Annotated in this window: 13 protein-coding genes and 1 pseudogene; 10 read left to right on the top strand and 4 right to left on the bottom strand. The window is 72.5% G+C overall.

Annotated elements, in window-relative coordinates:
• Positions 1-241: 241 nt before the first annotated feature.
• Both ACFW47_RS24125 and ACFW47_RS24120 read left to right on the top strand, forming a co-directional pair.
• Positions 242-1,582 carry a wax ester/triacylglycerol synthase family O-acyltransferase gene (locus ACFW47_RS24125; protein ID WP_386307000.1) on the top strand — a complete coding sequence of 447 codons (1,341 nt, stop codon included), beginning with the start codon at positions 242-244 and terminating at the stop codon, positions 1,580-1,582.
• Positions 1,583-1,685: 103 nt separating this feature from the next.
• Positions 1,686-3,188 carry an SDR family NAD(P)-dependent oxidoreductase gene (locus ACFW47_RS24120; RefSeq protein WP_386277839.1) on the top strand — a complete coding sequence of 501 codons (1,503 nt, stop codon included), beginning with the start codon at positions 1,686-1,688 and terminating at the stop codon, positions 3,186-3,188.
• A gap of 206 nt (positions 3,189-3,394) precedes the next feature.
• On the opposite strand, the gene ACFW47_RS24115 is transcribed toward ACFW47_RS24120, so the two are convergent.
• Positions 3,395-3,838, bottom strand: coding sequence for a hypothetical protein (locus ACFW47_RS24115; RefSeq protein WP_386277837.1), 444 nt, complete (start codon positions 3,836-3,838; stop codon positions 3,395-3,397).
• 488 nt (positions 3,839-4,326) lie between these two features.
• Here ACFW47_RS24115 and ACFW47_RS24110 point away from each other — a divergent pair, with 488 nt between their 5' ends.
• Together ACFW47_RS24110 and ACFW47_RS24105 are read left to right on the top strand one after the other, a co-directional pair.
• Positions 4,327-4,503, top strand: a complete 177-nt coding sequence (locus ACFW47_RS24110; protein WP_386277835.1) for a hypothetical protein — start codon at positions 4,327-4,329, stop codon at positions 4,501-4,503.
• 41 nt (positions 4,504-4,544) lie between these two features.
• Positions 4,545-5,027 carry a GNAT family N-acetyltransferase gene (locus tag ACFW47_RS24105; RefSeq protein WP_386277833.1) on the top strand — a complete coding sequence of 161 codons (483 nt, stop codon included), beginning with the start codon at positions 4,545-4,547 and terminating at the stop codon, positions 5,025-5,027.
• A gap of 11 nt (positions 5,028-5,038) precedes the next feature.
• Here the strand turns inward: ACFW47_RS24105 and ACFW47_RS24100 are convergent.
• Positions 5,039-6,172, bottom strand: a pseudogene (locus ACFW47_RS24100) (amidase family protein); the annotation flags it as partial.
• Between the two features lie 124 nt (positions 6,173-6,296).
• The gene (locus ACFW47_RS24095; RefSeq protein WP_386277831.1) at positions 6,297-7,343 is read right to left on the bottom strand and encodes a LacI family DNA-binding transcriptional regulator; all 1,047 of its coding nucleotides are present in this window, start codon (positions 7,341-7,343) and stop codon (positions 6,297-6,299) included.
• 217 nt (positions 7,344-7,560) lie between these two features.
• On the opposite strand from ACFW47_RS24095, the gene ACFW47_RS24090 reads away from it, so the two are divergent.
• From ACFW47_RS24090 to ACFW47_RS24065, 6 genes are read left to right on the top strand one after another with little or no spacing between them, the layout of a single operon-like run.
• Positions 7,561-8,850: an ABC transporter substrate-binding protein gene (locus tag ACFW47_RS24090; protein WP_386277829.1), complete on the top strand. Its 1,290-nt coding sequence runs from the start codon at positions 7,561-7,563 to the stop codon at positions 8,848-8,850.
• A gap of 5 nt (positions 8,851-8,855) precedes the next feature.
• On the top strand, positions 8,856-9,761 hold the full coding sequence (locus tag ACFW47_RS24085; RefSeq protein WP_386277827.1) for a carbohydrate ABC transporter permease: 906 nt from the start codon (positions 8,856-8,858) through the stop codon (positions 9,759-9,761).
• Entirely contained in the window at positions 9,758-10,678 is a 921-nt protein-coding gene (locus ACFW47_RS24080; protein ID WP_386277825.1) for a carbohydrate ABC transporter permease, read from the top strand. Before ACFW47_RS24085 ends, ACFW47_RS24080 begins: the two co-directional genes overlap by 4 nt.
• A gap of 41 nt (positions 10,679-10,719) precedes the next feature.
• Positions 10,720-12,006 (top strand): glycosyl hydrolase, encoded by a 1,287-nt coding sequence (locus ACFW47_RS24075; protein WP_386306998.1) that lies wholly within the window; start codon positions 10,720-10,722, stop codon positions 12,004-12,006.
• Positions 12,003-12,140 (top strand): hypothetical protein, encoded by a 138-nt coding sequence (locus tag ACFW47_RS24070; protein WP_386306996.1) that lies wholly within the window; start codon positions 12,003-12,005, stop codon positions 12,138-12,140. The genes ACFW47_RS24075 and ACFW47_RS24070 overlap by 4 nt, the downstream gene beginning before the upstream one ends.
• The gene (locus ACFW47_RS24065) at positions 12,133-15,156 is read left to right on the top strand and encodes an alpha-mannosidase (RefSeq protein WP_386306994.1); all 3,024 of its coding nucleotides are present in this window, start codon (positions 12,133-12,135) and stop codon (positions 15,154-15,156) included. Before ACFW47_RS24070 ends, ACFW47_RS24065 begins: the two co-directional genes overlap by 8 nt.
• Positions 15,157-15,205: 49 nt before the next feature.
• Here the strand turns inward: ACFW47_RS24065 and ACFW47_RS24060 are convergent, their stop codons facing one another.
• Positions 15,206-16,627: a lipase maturation factor family protein gene (locus tag ACFW47_RS24060; RefSeq protein WP_386306992.1), complete on the bottom strand. Its 1,422-nt coding sequence runs from the start codon at positions 16,625-16,627 to the stop codon at positions 15,206-15,208.
• Positions 16,628-16,726 lie beyond the last annotated feature (99 nt).

Below are 16,726 nucleotides of genomic sequence, written 5' to 3'. Positions count from 1 at the left end.
CGTGGACCGGCGCGCTCGGTCCACGGTCGGCCCGCAGCCGTCCGGGTGGGGAACCCCGCGGCGGGCGGCACCTTGCGCGCTGAAATGAGCGCAGCCGCCCCATGTGTCACCGCAGTCCCGCCCCTCACACCGGGCGGGACTTTAATCTGCTGTTAACTGTGCGTAGCTTGATCGTACTTGACCGTAATCGGCGAAGGGCGATTGACTGCTTGTCCACCCGACGTCCTTGCGAGGCACGCCCTTGACTTCCGATCCGCTCGCCCCCCTCGACCTGGCGTTCTGGAACATCGAGTCCGCCGAGCACCCCATGCACCTCGGCGCGCTCGGTGTCTTCACGGCGCACTCGCCCACCGCGGGCGCGCACGCCGCGGACCTGCTCGCGGCCCGCGCCCCCGCGGTGCCCGGCCTGCGGATGCGGATCCGGGACACCTGGCAGCCGCCGCTCGCGCTGCGCCGTCCGTTCGCCTTCGGCGGCGCCACCCGCGAGCCAGACCCCCACTTCGACCCGCTCGACCACGTCCGGCTGCACGCCCCGACGACGGACTTCCACGCCCGCGCGGGCCGCCTCATGGAACGCCCGCTGGAACGCGGCCGGCCGCCGTGGGAGGCGCACGTGCTGCCCGGCGCGGACGCGGACCGCTTCGCCGTGCTGTTCAAGTTCCACCACGCCCTGGCCGACGGCCTGCGCGCCCTCACCCTCGCCGCCGGCGTCCTCGACCCCATGGACCTCCCCGCTCCCCGGCCCCGCCCCGAGCAGCCGCCGCGCGGACTCCTGCCCGACGTGCGCGCCCTGCCCGAGCGGCTGCGCGGCGCCCTGTCCGACGCGGGCCGCGCCCTCGACATCGGCGCCGCCGCGGCCCTGTCCACCCTCGACGTGCGCTCCTCGCCCGCGCTCACCGCCGCGTCGTCCGGCACCCGCCGCACCGCGGGCGTCGCCGTGGACCTCGACGATGTGCACCACGTCCGCAAGACCACCGGCGGCACCGTCAACGACGTACTGATCGCGGTCGTCGCCGGGGCGCTGCGCCGCTGGCTGGACGAGCGCGGCGACGGCAGCGAGGGCGTCGCGCCCCGAGCCCTGATCCCCGTCTCCAAACGCCGCCCGCACACCGCCCACCCACAGGGCAACCGGCTCTCCGGTTACCTGACACGGCTTCCGGTCGGCGACCCCGACCCCCTCTCCCGCCTCGGCACGGTCCGCGCGGCCATGGACCGCAACAAGGACGCCGGACCCGGCCGGGGCGCCGGCGCCGTCGCCCTGCTCGCCGACCACGTCCCGGCGCTCGGCCACCGGCTCGGCGGGCCGCTGGTCTCGGGGGCCGCGCGGCTCTGGTTCGACATCCTGGTCACCAGCGTGCCCCTGCCCAGCCTCGGCCTGCGCCTGGGCGGCCACCCGCTCACCGAGGTCTACCCGCTGGCGCCGCTGGCCCGCGGCCACGCCCTCGCCGTGGCCGTCTCGACGTACCGGGGACAGGTCCACTACGGCCTGGTCGCCGACGCGAAGGCCGTGCCGGACCTCGACCGGTTCGCCCGGGCGCTGACCGAGGAGGTGGAGACGTTGCTCACGGCCTGCCGCCCCTGACCCCGACGGGTTTGGATCCGGGCCCGGCGCTGAATAAAATCCGCTGTTCGACAGCGGTCGCCTCCCGGAGCGCCGCGACGGTGATCAGGGAACGGCGACGGCGATGACGGTGACACAGGACGGTTCGGCGACCACGGACGAGGTGGCGGCGTCCGGGTACGGCCCCGGCATCGACCCCGAACGGCTCGCGGTCTGCCTCGAGGTACTGAAGGAACTCGACGGGCTGGACGTCGACCACCCGGACGCGATCACGGTCCGCCGGGCCACCTCGCACATCTACCGCATGGTCAAGCAGCGCCGCCGCCAGGAGCGCCGGGCCGCCAAGACCGCCAACGACAAGGCGGTCACCGAGGCCACCGCCACCGGCTCCGCCCAGCGCATCGACGACGAGACCGAGGGCATCCTGCCCTCCTCCCGCACGGAGGAGGGCACGATCGCGGGGATACTCCAGCGCCCCCGCTCCTGCTACGTCTGCAAGCAGCGCTACGTCGAGGTGGACTACTTCTACCACCAGCTCTGCCGGGACTGCGCCGCCGAGAACCGCTCCCGCCGCGACGCCCGCGCCGACCTCACCGGCAAGCGCGCGCTGCTCACCGGCGGCCGGGCCAAGATCGGCATGTACATCGCGCTGCGGCTGCTGCGCGACGGCGCGCACACCACCATCACGACGCGCTTCCCCAAGGACGCCATCCGCCGGTTCAAGGCCATGGACGACTCCGCGGAGTGGATCCACCGCCTGGAGGTCGTCGGTATCGACCTGCGCGACCCGGCCCAGGCCGTGGCCCTGGCCGACCAGGTGACCGAGCAGGGCCCGCTGGACATCCTGATCAACAACGCCACCCAGACCGTGCGTCGCCTGCCCTCCGCCTACGCCGCGCTCGTCGAGGGCGAGAGCGCCCCGCTGCCGGCCGGGGAACTGCCCGCCCACCACGTCATCGGCGCCTTCAACTCCGGCGCGGTGGACGGCCTGGCCGCGCTGCCCGTCGGCACCTCGGGCCTGGACGCGCAGAAGGTGGCCGACCTCGCCCTGGTCGCCGGCAACGCCAGCGTGGTCCGGCACCGCGAGGGCACCGCCATCGACGCGGGCGGCCTCGTCCCCGACGTCGTCGACACCAACACCTGGGTGCAGACCATCGAGCAGATCTCCCCGGTCGAGCTGCTCGAGACCCAGCTGTGCAACTACACCTCGCCCTTCATCCTCATCAGCAAGCTGCGCCCGGCGATGGCCGAGGCCGCGCGCCGGGCCGCCTCGGGACGCGCCTACGTCGTCAACGTCTCGGCGATGGAGGGCGTGTTCGCCCGCGGCTACAAGGGCGCCGGCCACCCGAACACCAACGCCGCCAAGGCCGCGATGAACATGGTGACGCGGACCAGCGCCCAGGAGATGTTCGACACCGACCGCATCCTGATGACCTCGGTCGACACCGGGTGGATCACCGACGAGCGCCCCCACTACGACAAGCTGCGCCTGGCCGAGGCCGGCTTCCACGCACCGCTCGACCTGGTCGACGGCGCCGCCCGCGTCTACGACCCGGTCGTGCGCGGCGAGGCGGGCGAGGACCTGTACGGCGTCTTCCTGAAGGACTACGCGCCCGGCAAGTGGTAGCGCGGCGACCGGGCCGGGTGCGTCAATTGCCCGGCTCGCCCGCCCCGGCCGCGGCTGCCGTGGGGCGAGCGCCGGTGTGCCCGGTGCGCCGGTCACGCGTACTTCGTGGTTCGATCCCTCACAGGCCCACCCGGAGGCCTGCGCCCGTCGGGGGCACCGCGCGGCCCTGGATCTCGGGCACACCGCGCGCCCGGCCCCGTGTGCTCTCAGTCGACCGCCCTCAGCCGCGAGTTCCGCGCCGCCGTCAGCTCCAGCACCGTCCGCCAGTCCTCCAGGACCCCGGCGTCGAACACCGCCGTGCGGGCCTCGTCGTCCGCCTGGCGCAGACTGACCACGTCGTCGTCGTGGGCCCACGCCTCCGGACGGGCATGACGGCGCAGCAGGCGGGCGACGCGGGCGCCGAGCAGGGGACGCACCACCTCGGCGGTCCGTCCGGCCGGGCCGCCCGGCCACAGCAGCCGGCCCACGGGGGAGACCAGACCGGCCACCTGGAGCTCCTTGTCGGCGGGTCGGCGCCGGCGCAGCAGCGCGGCGGTGCGCAGAGCGTGCCCGTACGGGTCCACCGGGCCGCTGCCGCACCCCGCGACGGGCCGTTCGCCCCGGCAGGCGTACAGCAGATCCATCAGCTCCTCGACGCTGCGCAGTTCCATGCCTCGGTCCTCCCACGAGACAGCCGTTGCCGACCGGCAGCAGAGCATGGCGAGCTTGCGCCGCAGCCAACGGCAACTGAACTGCGCGACCCACCCGCCGACGGCTTTCGAAGGTGTGGTCGCCGATGTGCGCCGAATGGGTGAGTTACGTGCGGTGCACAAGGGAGCGAAACGGGGCAGAGTCGGGCCAACTGTCCCGAGAATGAAGGGCAATGGTTCTCCCATGTTTTGAGCCCCATAGAGCGCACCCCCGCTCATTTGGTTAGTCTGGAGCGGACGGGCGGCAGCACAGGGTCCTACCCACACCCGAGGCCCACACCCAAGGTCCGTCACGGGACGAGCCCGTTCACAACGGCCCGCTCTCGCACGAGTTACCGGCGCCACCGCGTCCGAACTGCATTCGACCCACACCCGAGCGGACGCCTAGGTGCCGGACGGCAGACTGGCCGACAGGCCCCGAGGGTGACCCGACACATAAGGAGTGCGCGGTGACACCGGAGACGACGACGAGTCCAGAGCAACGCCCCAAGGAACGCGCCGAGCGAGCGGGCCGCCGGCCCGGCGAGATCGGCATCCTCGACGTGTGGGCGAGGTCCGCCCCCATCCGCCTCGCGGGCTACGAGGAGGACCTCGCCGAGCCGCACATCCTGCCCAGCGTGGACTGACCGACGAGGACCGCGAGCATGGGCGTGCGAGACTCACGCCCATGCTGATCAGGGAAGCGACGGCCGGCGACTGGCCGCACATCTGGCCCATCTGGCACCGCGTCGTCGCGGCCGGTGAGACCTACGCCTGGGACCCGGACACCTCCGAGGAGGATGCCCGGGCCCTGTGGATGAACCCCGCCAAACGCGTCTACGTCACCGAGGACGACACCGGAACCGTCATCGCCTCCGCCTACGTCACCCCCAACTACGGCGGCCCCGCCGCCCGCATCGCCAACGCCGGCTTCATGGTCGACCCCGACCGGGCCGGCCGCGGCTCCGGACGCGCCCTCGCCGAGCACGTCCTGGCGGCCGCCAAGGCCGACGGATACCGGGGCATGGTCTTCAACGCCGTCGTCGAGACCAACCCGGCCGTCCGCCTCTGGACGTCCCTCGGCTTCACGGTCCTCGGCACCGTGCCGGACGCCTTCGAGCACCCCCGGCACGGCCGGGTGGGCCTGCACATCATGTACCGGGCGCTGTAGAGAGCCGGTCGGTCCACGGGCGCCGTCCGCCGCCGGGGACGCAGCGCCTCGATCCGCTCCGCCGGCTCCAGCAGCGCCGCCTCCGGCCCCGGGCGCCGCACCGGCTGTACGGCCGCGGGGGCGCCCGAGGGCAGGGCGCCGACCGGCGCCGTCATCGCGGGCCAGCCGGTCAGGTTCCACGGCGGGGTGAAGGGCGAGTACGCGGTGTCGGCCGCGATGTTGCGCAGCCGGCCGCGCTCCGTGCCAGGGGGGCGGCCTTGGGGGAGCGGCGGGCCAGCGCAGGGGTGAGCAGGACGTCGTACTCGGCGAAGAACGGCTCCAGGCGGGCGCGTAGTGCCCGCCGGGCGGCACCGGAGGCGGCGGTACGCATGAAGGGACGCCCCAGGTTCCGCGCGTCCACGGACGTACCGGCCGTCCAGCGGGTCGGGGCGGTCACGCCCAGCGACGCCGGACAGGGCGGGTCCGCCCGCCGCACCTGGTGGCCGTGACCCCGGCGAGCGGGGTGCGCGGGGACGCGGCGACGCGGAGGGCACCGGAGTCCTCACGGGGCGGCAGGGGCGTGCCCGCGAGGACGGCGAGCAGCACCCGCGCGTCCTCGACCGTCGTGGCCGGCGGCCCGTTCCCGGACATGCCGAACCAGTCGCCGTCGCCGATCCCGGCCGGTACCACACCGTGCCCCGGCTTGATGGTGACCAGGCCGCAGTCGGCCGCCGGCATGCGCAGCGAGCCCATGCCGTCGTTGCCGAGCGCGACCGGCACCGGCCCGGCGGCCACCGCCGCCGCGCTGCCGCCAGAGGAACCGCCCGCCGAGCGGGCCGGGTTCCCACGGGTTTGCGGGCGGTGCCGTGCACGCCCTCGGTGATGCCGAAGAGGCACAGTTCGGGCACGTTGGTCAGCCCCATCACCACCGCGCCCGCCGCCGGGCCACGGTGACGTGGTCGGCCCCGGTCGGCGTGTCCGGCGTCGCGGCCGAGCCGACCCGGAGGGGTTCGCCCCGCACGGGGTTGTCCTTGACCGCCACCGGCACGCCGGCCAGCGCAAGTTCGCCCAAGTCGCCCCGGGCGCCGGCCTCGTCGGCCTCGGCCCGCTCCTCGCGTACGGCGGCGGCGATCTCGGCGGTGGACCCGGCCGGCCCAGTCGGTCACGGGGGGGGGGGGGCTCCTCGGGGTGCGGTGGGGCGGGATTACTGGCGAGTACGCAGGAGGCGTTCTGTTCGCCCGGACACCCCCGCGTCGAGAGCGCGGGAGCCGAGGGCCGGCGCAGAGCGGCTCAGACCGGCCGGGCCGGACCCGTACTGTCCCGCTCGATCAGCCGCGGCACCGGAACCCGGACCGTCCGGGCCGGGCCGCCGTCCAGGAGGGCGGTCAGTTCCGTCGCCGCCGTGCGGCCGAACTCCACGCTGTCCCGGGACAGCGCGGACAGCCACGGCTTGACCATCCGGCACAGGGCCGAGTCCTCCCAGGCCACCACCGACACGTCCGCCGGCACCGAGAAGCCGAGTTCCGCCGCCGCGGCGACCCCGGCGACGGCCATCACGTCGTTGTCGTAGACGAGGGCGGTCGGGGGAGCGTGGGTCTCCAGGACGCGGCGGGTGACGGCTGCGCCCTCCGCGTCGGAGTAGTCGGTGGTCACCGACTGCACCTCGGTGAGGCCCCGCAGTTCCGCCTCGGCGCGCAGCGCCCGGATCCGGCGCTCGGTGTGGGCGAGGCCCGGCAGTCCGGCGATGTGCGCGATCCGCCGGTGGCCGAGCGCGAAGAGCCCGTCCACCAGCGCGGCCATCGCGCCCGCGTCGTCCGCCCACACCGTCGACAGCCCGGGGTGGCGCTGGTCCGGCGCACCGCCGATCACCACGGCCGGCAGCCCGAGTTCGTCGAGCAGGCCCGGACGCGGGTCGTCCGTGCGCGGGTCGACCACCAGGACGCCGTCCACCCGGTGCTCGGCCCACCAGCGCCGGTAGACCCCGCACTCCTCGTCGACGTCCTCGGCCACCTGGAACAGCAGCCCCAGATGGCGCCGCGCCAGCACCTCCTGGATGCCGGAGACCAGTTGCAGGAAGAACGAGTCCACGCCGAGCGTGTGCGCGGGGCGGGCCAGCACGAAGCCGACCGTCGCCGCGCCCTCGCCGGACAGCGCGCGGGCCGCCGTACTGGGCCGCCAGCCCAGCTGTTCGGCGACCCGGCGCACCCGGTCACGGGTGATCTCGGAGACTCCCGGCCGGTCGTTCAGCGCGAAGGAGACCGCGCTCTCGGAAACCCCGGCCCGCCGCGCGATGTCCTTCATCGTCGGCCGGCGCGCGGCGGACCGTCTGGCCGGCATGCGCGTTCCTTTCTCCAAAGCGTGAGCTAAAGCGCTTGAGTGGAAAGATCCTAAAGCGCATTAGTGGACCTGGCAAGAGGCCATCTGAGCGGGCTCTGACCTGGACTAATGTCTTTCCGGACGCATTAGTTGCCGCGAATCCATTGACTTTTTCCGAACGTGGCATGCATGGTCATCGGCATCCCACCTCCGACGTCCTCCAGGGAGACGTGTCACCGTGCCCACATCGCGCAGAAGCCTCGCTGTCGCAGCCGTAGCCGCCCTCGTCCTGCCGCTCAGCGCCTGCGGGTCGGGAGGGGACGGCGGTCCGTCCGACGCCTCCGGCAAGGTCGAGGGCGACATCACCTTCCAGACCTGGAACCTGCGGGCCAACTTCAAGGACCACTTCGAGGACCTGATCGCCGACTTCGAGAAGAAGTATCCCGGCACCGACGTCAAGTGGGTCGACCAGCCCGCCGAGGGCTACGCCGACAAGATCAGCGCCGACGCCGCCGGCGGCACACTGGCCGACGTCGTCAACGTCTCCCCGGACCTCGCCGCCCCGCTCGCCAAGGCCGGCCTCGCCCTCGACCTGGACGAGGCCGCCGGGCAGTACCGGAAGGACTACCTGGAGGCCGCCTGGGCCAGTCAGCAGGTGCCGGGCATGGAGGGGACCTACGCGTTCCCCTGGTACCTCAACACCGGCCCGCTGTTCTACAACAAGTCCCTGTTCGAAAAGGCCGGTCTCGACCCCGAGAAGCCGCCGACGACGTACGGCGAACTCTTCGACACCGCCCTGGAGATCGCGCGGAAGACCGACGGCGAGGTGGCCACGCTCGCCAACGTGCCCACCATCGAGGACTTCGGCCGCTACGGCGTCCCGCTCATGAACGAGGAGGGCACGGCCTTCGCCTTCAACGACGCCAAGGGCGTCGAACTCCTCACCCGCTACAAGGAGCTGTACGACGCCGGAGGCCTGGACTCCCAGGCGCTCACCGCCACCCCCGAGTCGTCCGGCAAGAAGTTCCTGACCGGTGCCGTCGCCATGAACCCCGGCAGCGCGCTCGACCTCGCCAACTTCAAGAAGCAGGCCCCGAGCCTGTACGAGAACATCGGCATCACCGACCAGATCACCAGCACCGGCCACGTCAACATGTACGTCATGGGCCTGCTGGTGAACTCCCAGAGCGACCGCAAGCCCGCCGCGGTCGCCTTCGCCCGCTTCGTCACCGACGCCGCCCACCAGATGTCGTTCGCCAAGCAGGTCGCCGTCTTCCCCAGCAGCGCCGGTTCGCTGGACGACCCGTACTTCACCGAGGAGGACGGGACCGACGAGACCCGGGTCCGGGTGGCCGCCGCCAAGTCGCTGAAGACCGCCGTCAACTACACGCCCGTGCTGTTCAGCGAGCAGATGAAGACCGAGCTGCGCAACGAGGTCGCCAAGGCGCTCCAGGGCAAGCAGAGCCCCGAAGAAGCTCTTGACAACGCTGTCAAGGCCTGTGACCGGCTCCTGAGGCAGCAGGGCTGAGCGTCATGGCGAGCTCCACCGTGTCCTCCGGCACGCGCCGGGTGCGGCGCCAGCTGCCCACCAGCCCCTGGCTGTTCGCGGCACCCGGCCTGCTGATCGCCGGCGCGTTCATCCTCTACCCGTTCGTCTCGACGCTGGTCAACTCCTTCACCGACCGCCGAACCCTGGTCCCGGGCGAGTTCGTGGGTCTGGCCAACTTCCGAGAGCTGCTCCACGACGACATGTTCTGGATCGGCCTGCGCAACAGCACCCTGTACGTCCTCGGGGTCGTGCCCGCGCTCGTCCTGCTGCCGCTGCTGCTCGCGCTGCTGGTGCGGAAGAGCATCCCCGGCATCACCTTCTTCCGGTCCGCCTTCTACACCCCGGTGGTCGCCTCGATCGTCGTCGTCGGGCTGATCTGGGTGTGGATGCTGGACGAACGCGGCCTGGTCAACGCGGTGCTGGAGACCATCGGCGTCGGCCGGATCGGCTTCCTCAGCGACCAGTGGCTGATCCTGCTCAGCGCCATGGCCGTCACGGTCTGGAAGGGCCTCGGCTACTACATGATCATCTACTTGGCGGCGCTGGCCAACGTGCCCCGCGAACTGCACGAGGCGGCCGCCGTGGACGGCGCGGGCCCGGTCCGCCGCTTCCTCACCGTCACCGTGCCCGCCGTGCGCTCCACCATGGTTCTGGTCGCGGCCCTCGCCTCGGTCGCCGCCTTCAAGGTGTTCTCCGAGGTGTACCTGATGGCGGGCCCGGACGGCGGCCCGGCGGGCGAGGACACCACCCTCGTCATGCTCGTGCAGCGCACCGGCACCGGCCTGACCGGCCGCGTCGGCTACGCCTCGGCCATCTCCGTCGTCGTCTTCGCCGTCACCGTCGTCCTGATGCTGCTCGTGCTGCGCGCCGACCGGAAGGAGGAGTCGTGAGCGTCACGGAGAAGGTCCGGCCCGCCGCGAAGCGGCCGGCCGCGTCCCCGGCCCGCACCCGGGAGCCCCGGATCACCGACGAGAACGGCCGGCGGGTACGCGTCTGGGAACTCGTCCTGCGCTACCTGCTCCTGCTCGGCGTGCTCGCCCTGACCATCGGCCCCTTCCTGTGGCAGCTGTCGACCTCACTGAAGGGCCCGACGGAGGACATCTTCAGCTCCCCGCCGAAGTTCCTGCCCTCCGACCCCACCCTGCACAACTACGAGCGGGTCGCCGAGACCATCCCCGTCTGGGACTACGCGCTGAACTCGCTGAAGGTCGCCGCCGCCAACGTCGTGACCAACTGCGTCGGCGCCGCGCTCGCGGGCTACGCCCTGGCCCGGCTGCGCTACCGCGGCCGCCGCGTCGCCACCCTGGTCTTCATCCTGACCATGCTCGTCCCGGTGGAGGGCATCATCATCGCCCAGTTCACCACCATGCGGGAGCTCGGCCTCAACAACACCCTGGTCGGCGTGGTGCTGCCCGGCTGCGTCAGCGCCCTCAACGTGCTGCTGATGCGCAACGCGTTCCTCAACCTGCCCTACGAGATCGAGGAGGCGGCCTTCGTCGACGGCGCCAACGTCTGGCAGCGGTTCCTCCGCATCGCCCTGCCCGCCGTGAAGGGCACCCTCGCGGTCGTCGCGATCTTCGCCTTCATGGGCGCCTGGGACGACTTCCTGTGGCCGCTGATCGTGCTGAGCGACCCGTCGAACTTCACGCTCACCATCGGCCTCAACTACCTGCACGGCACCTTCGCCAACGACGAACGCCTCGTCGCCGCGGGCACGATCATCGCCGTCGCGCCCCTGATCGTCCTCTTCGCCTGCCTCCAGCGGTACTTCTTCCGCGGGGTCGGCGAGGGCGCGGTCAAGGGCTGACCCGCCCGCTTCCCCCTCACAAGGACACTGAAGGACACCGCATGCCTGCTCCCGTGCGCTTCGGCGTCAACTACACCCCGAGCGTCGGATGGTTCCACCACTGGCTCGACTTCGACCTCGACCCGGTACGCGCCGACCTCGACTCCATCGCCGCACTGGACGTGGACCACATCCGCGTCTTCCCGCTGTGGCCCTACTTCCAGCCCAACCGCTCCCTGATCCGCGAGCGGGCGGTCGAGCACCTGGTGTCCCTGGTCGACGCGGCCGGCGAACGCGGCCTCGACGTCAACGTGGACGGTCTCCAGGGCCATCTGAGCAGCTTCGACTACCTGCCGGCCTGGACCCGCACCTGGCACCGCCGCAACCTGTTCACCGACCCCGACGTCATCGACGGCCAGGCCGCCTACCTGCGCACCCTCGCCGCCGCCCTCGCCGGCCGGTCCAACTTCCTCGGCATGACCCTCGGCAACGAGGTCAACCAGTTCTCCGCCGGGCCCCACCCCGACCCGGACCGGGCCACCGGCGACCAGATCGACGCCTGGCTGGAGCGGATGCTGGCCGCCTGCGAGGAGGGCGCCCCGGGGAGAATGCACCTGCACGCCGAGTACGACGCGACCTGGTACCAGGACGACCAGCCCTTCACCCCGGCCCAGGCCGCCCGGCGGGGCGCCGTGACGGCGGTGCACTCCTGGGTCTTCAACGGCACCGCCCAGCGCCACGGCCGCGCCTCCGTGCCCAGCGAGCACCACGCCGCCTACCTGATCGAGCTGAGCAAGGCCTGGGCCGACGACCCGCACCGCCCGGTCTGGCTCCAGGAGGTCGGCGCCCCCGCACCCCTCGTCCCCGCCGAGCACGCCGCCGCCTTCACCGAGGCGACCATCACCAACGCGCTGGACTGCCCCGGCCTGTGGGGCGTCACCTGGTGGTGCTCCCACGACGTGTCCCGGTCCCTGGCCGACTTCCCCGAGCTGGAGTACGGGCTCGGGCTGCTGACCAACGACCGCCGCCCGAAGGACACGGCCCGGGTCCTGGCCGGGGCGGCCCGCGCGGCCCGCGAGGGAACCCACGCCGCCCCCGCCCCGCGCACCACCGCCCTCGCCGTCCCCGCCGACCCGGCGGCACGCTCGGCCTGCGCCCCCGGCGGCCCGGTCTTCGAAGCCTTCTTCCGCCTGGCCGCCGACGGCGCCCGCCCCACCACCGTCCTGGACACCCGCGTCGCCGACACCGGACACCTTTCGGCCCGCGGCATCACCGAGGTCGTCACGTCCGACCAGGTGTCGCCCACCCCGCACGGACTCCGCGTCCGCCGGACAGGCGCCCGCCCGTGACCTCCGCACGGTTCGAACCACGCGCGGTGGGGGAGCTGTACACCACGTCCCAGCCCGCCACCGCGACCCACACCTGGTACGCCCCCCACACCGCCCGCGCCCGCCCCGTCAACCAGGAGCACCCGCATGCATGACGACCGCAACCTGGTCGAAGCCCGCCTCAAGCGCGTCCTCGACGAGCGTGTCCGCCCCGCCGTGTACCCCGAGTCCGTACCCCTGGACGTCGCGGTCTGGAACGCGCCCGGCGAGCCCGTGCCGGTCGAGGAGGGACTCGCGGCCGAACCCGAGCCCATCGAGGTGGGCGCCCGCTGGGGCGCGCCCTGGGGCACCAGCTGGTTCCGCGTCACCGGCACCGTGCCGAAGGAGTGGGCCGGCCGGACCGTCGAGGCGATCCTCGACCTCGGCTTCGACGAGAACATGCCCGGCTTCCAGTGCGAGGGCCTGGTCTACCGCCCCGACGGCACCCCGGTGAAGGGCCTCAACCCGCGCAACCAGTGGGTGCGGATCGGCGCGCCCGTCGAGGGTGGCGAGGAGGTGCGCCTGCACGTCGAGGCGGCCTCCAACCCGGTCATCCTCGACTACCACCCCTTCGTGCCCACCCGACTCGGCGACAAGGACACCGCGGGCAGCGAACCGCAGTACACCCTCGCGCGCATGGACCTCGCCGTCCTCGACGAGACGGTGTGGAACCTCGTGCTGGACCTGGAGGTCCTCGGCGAGCTGATGGCCGAGCTGCCGGTGGAGTCGCCGCGCCGCTGGGAGATCCTCCGCGCGGTCGACAAGGCCCTGGACGCCATCGACCTCCAGGACGTGAACGGCACGGCGGAAGCCGCCCGTTCCCGCCTCACCGAGGTACTGTCGGCCCCCGCCGTCCCCTCCGCGCACCGCATCAGCGCCGTCGGTCACGCGCACATCGACTCGGCGTGGCTGTGGCCGCTGCGCGAGACCGTGCGCAAGGTGGCCCGCACCACCTCCAACATGACCGCCCTCCTGGAGGACGAGCCGGACTTCGTCTTCGCCATGTCGCAGGCCCAGCAGTGGGCGTGGGTGCGCGACCACCGGCCCGAGGTGTGGGCGCGGGTCAAGAAGGCCGTGGCCGACGGGCGGTTCGTGCCGGCCGGCGGCATGTGGGTGGAGTCGGACACCAACATGCCCGGCTCGGAGGCGATGGCCCGGCAGTTCGTGCACGGCAAGCGGTTCTTCCTCGACGAGTTCGGCGTCGAGAACGACGAGGCGTGGCTGCCGGACACCTTCGGCTTCGCGGCGGGCCTCCCGCAGATCATCAAGGCGGCCGGCGCCAAGTACCTGCTGACGCAGAAGATCTCCTGGTCGCAGACGAACAAGTTCCCGCACCACACCTTCCGCTGGGAGGGTATCGACGGCACCCGGATCTTCACCCACTTCCCGCCCGTCGACACCTACAACTGCTCGATGAAGGGCAGCGAGATCGCCCACGCGGCGAAGAACTTCAAGGACAAGGGCGTCGCCCGGCACTCCCTGGCCCCCACCGGCTGGGGCGACGGGGGCGGCGGCACCACCCGCGAGATGGTCGCCAAGGCCGCCCGGCTGCGCGACCTCGAAGGCTCGGCGACGGTCGAGTGGGAGACCCCGCACGCCTTCTTCGAGAAGGCCGAGGCCGAGAACCCGCAGCCCCCCGTCTGGGTGGGCGAGCTCTACCTGGAACTGCACCGCGCCACCCTCACCAGCCAGGCCAAGACCAAGCAGGGCAACCGCCGCAGCGAGCACCTGCTGCGCGAGGCCGAGCTGTGGGCGGCGACGGCGGCCGTCCGTGCCGGGTTCCCCTACCCTTACGAGGACCTGGACCGCATCTGGAAGACGGTCCTGCTGCACCAGTTCCACGACATCCTGCCCGGCTCCTCCATCGCCTGGGTGCACCGCGAGGCCCGCGCCACCTACGACAAGGTCGCCGCCGAACTGAACGGGATCATCGACGCGGCCCAGCGCACCCTGGCCGGCGAGGGCGACACCCCGCTGGTCTTCAACTCCGCCCCGCACGCCCGGGCCGGAGTCCGGGCGGGCGCCGCCGCCGCTCCCGCCACCGACGGCCGCACCGAACTCACCCCGCGCCCGGGCGGCGGACACGTCCTCGACAACGGACTGCTCCGCGTCGAGATCGACGGACGCGGACTGGTCGTCTCGGCGTACGACCCCGCCGCCGACCGGGAGACCATCGCGCCGGGCACGGCGGGCAACCTGCTCCAGCTGCACCCCGACTTCCCGAACATGTGGGACGCCTGGGACGTCGACGCGTTCTACCGCAACACGGTCACCGACCTCACCGACGCCGACGAGGTGACCCCCGGCGACGACGGCGCCTCGGTCCGGGTCACCCGCTCCTTCGGCTCCTCCCGCGTCACCCAGGTGCTGACGCTGGCGCCGGGGGAGCGGCGGCTGGACGTGGACACCGAGGTCGACTGGCACGAGACGGAGAAGTTCCTCAAGCTCGCCTTCCCGCTCGACGTGCACGCCGAGCGGTACGCGTCCGAGACGCAGTTCGGGCACTTCCACCGGCCCACGCACACCAACACCAGCTGGGAGGCGGCCAAGTTCGAGGCCTGCAACCACCGCTTCCTGCACCTGGAGGAGCCCGGCTGGGGCGTGGCCGTCGTCAACGACTCGACGTACGGGCACGACGTCACCCGTACCGTCCGCACCGAGGGCGACGCCGGTACGACCACCACCGTGCGTGTCTCCCTCCTGCGCGCCCCGCGCTTTCCCGACCCCGAGACCGACCAGGGAGTGCACCGCTTCCGGCACGCGCTGGTACCGGGCGCGGGTATCGGGGACGCCGTGCGCGAGGGCTGGCGGATCAACCTGCCCGAGCGGCGGATCACCGGTGCCGGGGAGGTCGCTCCGCTGGTCTCGGCCGACCGGGACGCGGTCGTGGTCACCGCCGTCAAGCTCGCCGACGACGGCAGCGGCGACGTCGTGGTCCGCTTCCACGAGGCCCACGGCGGCCGGGTGCGGGCCACGCTGACGGCCGGCTTCCCGGTCGCGGAGGTGGTCGTCACCGACCTGCTGGAACGTCCGCTCGCCGGGGAGGAGCCGGCAGTCGAGGCGGACGGCGGCCGGATCGGCGTGCGGCTGCGCCCGTTCCAGCTGATGACGCTGCGGCTCAAGCGCGCGTAGCGACCCGACGAGGCCCCGGCCCGCCCCTGTCCGCCGGGCCGGAGCCCCGTCATGATCGCTGAGAGGTTCCCGTCAGCCGCGTCGGCGGCAGGAACTCCCGCACGTACGTCCGCTCCCAGCACGCGCCCGTCTCCCGCAGCTCGCGCCACGTCGTGTACCGGTAGCGGTACAGCCTGGCGCGCACGAAGCGCGGCGGCGCGTCGGGCGGGAACGGCGAGCGGCGCAGCAGCTTCAGCGTCGCGCGGTCGTTCTCCAGCAGCCGCTCCACGAAGGTGCCGAACCACGCACCGGCGTACGCCGGCGACAGCGCGGCGAACCACATCAGCCAGTCCAGCCGCAGGTGGTAGGGCGCGAACTGGCGCGGCCAGCGCCGCGGATCACCGGGCTTGCCCTTGAACTCGTACTCCCGCCAGTCCCCGTCCGCGCGGGCCACCTCGTCGGCGGTGCCCTCGACCACCACCTCGTGCCGGACCCGGCTGACGCTCCCGAAGGCGCCGTAGGTGTTGACCAGGTGCAGGGAGTCGAAGGAGCGGTTCATCACCTGGCGCCGGGAGATCATGTTGCGCACCGGCCGGTGGCTGAGGAAGAGCAGCAGCGCCGCCACCGCCAGGACCACCACCTCGTACCAGAGCGGAGCGGCGGCCACGGACGGCGGATCGGCCGGGAACCGGACCGCCGACAGCGCCAGCACGATCGTGATCCAGTTCAGCCAGGAGAAGTTGCCCGAGAGCACCAGCCACAACTGGGTGACGATCATCAGGGCCGCGGCGGCCGAGGCGACGGGCTGCGGGGTGAACAGCAGGAACGGCACCAGGAGCTGCGTGACGTGGTTCGCGGCCACCTCGACGCGGTGCACAGGCCGGGGGAGGTGGTGGAAGAACCAGCTCAGCGGGCCCGGCATCGGCTGGGTCTCGTGATGGTGGTCCAGACACGTCAGCTTCCGCCAGCACTCGTCGCCCCGCATCTTGATCAGCCCCGCCCCGAACTCCACGCGGAAGAGCAGCCAGCGCAGCAGGAACAGTACGACGACCGGCGGCGCGACCTCGTCGTTGCCCAGGAACACGGCGACGAACCCGGTCTCCAGCAGCAGCGACTCCCAGCCGAAGGAGTACCAGGTCTGCCCGACGTTGACGACGGACAGGTACAGCACCCACGGCACCAGCCACAGCAGCATCGCGCCCCACAGCGGCAGCAGCGAGTCCAGCCCCGCCAGCAGCGCCGCCGACACCGCGCAGCCCGTCCACGCCACACCCGCGAAGAGACCGTCGGAGTAGCGCAGCTGGAACAGGCTCGGCGCCCGCTTGAACGGCACCCGCTCCACGAAGCGCGGCACCGGCGTCAGACCGCGTTCGCCCAGCAGTGGGCGGAACTGCAGGGCCGCCGTCAGGAACGCGACCAGGTACATGACCGCCAGACCCCGCTGGAAGACCAGCCGCGCCGTCCAGTAGTCGGGTGCGGTGAACCACTCCACTGCCGCGCTCCTCTCGTACGGTCACGCCCTGTGTACCCCCGGTCGGCCGTCGGCCCCCGCCCGACGCCCCGGGCGGCGGAGCAGGAGTCGAAGAATCGG

This window comes from Streptomyces sp. NPDC058796, assembly GCF_042745235.1.
Classification (GTDB): Bacteria; Actinomycetota; Actinomycetes; order Streptomycetales; family Streptomycetaceae; genus Streptomyces.
The sequence above is the reverse complement of the archived record's forward strand: the minus strand, read 5'-3'. Positions and strand labels throughout refer to the sequence as shown.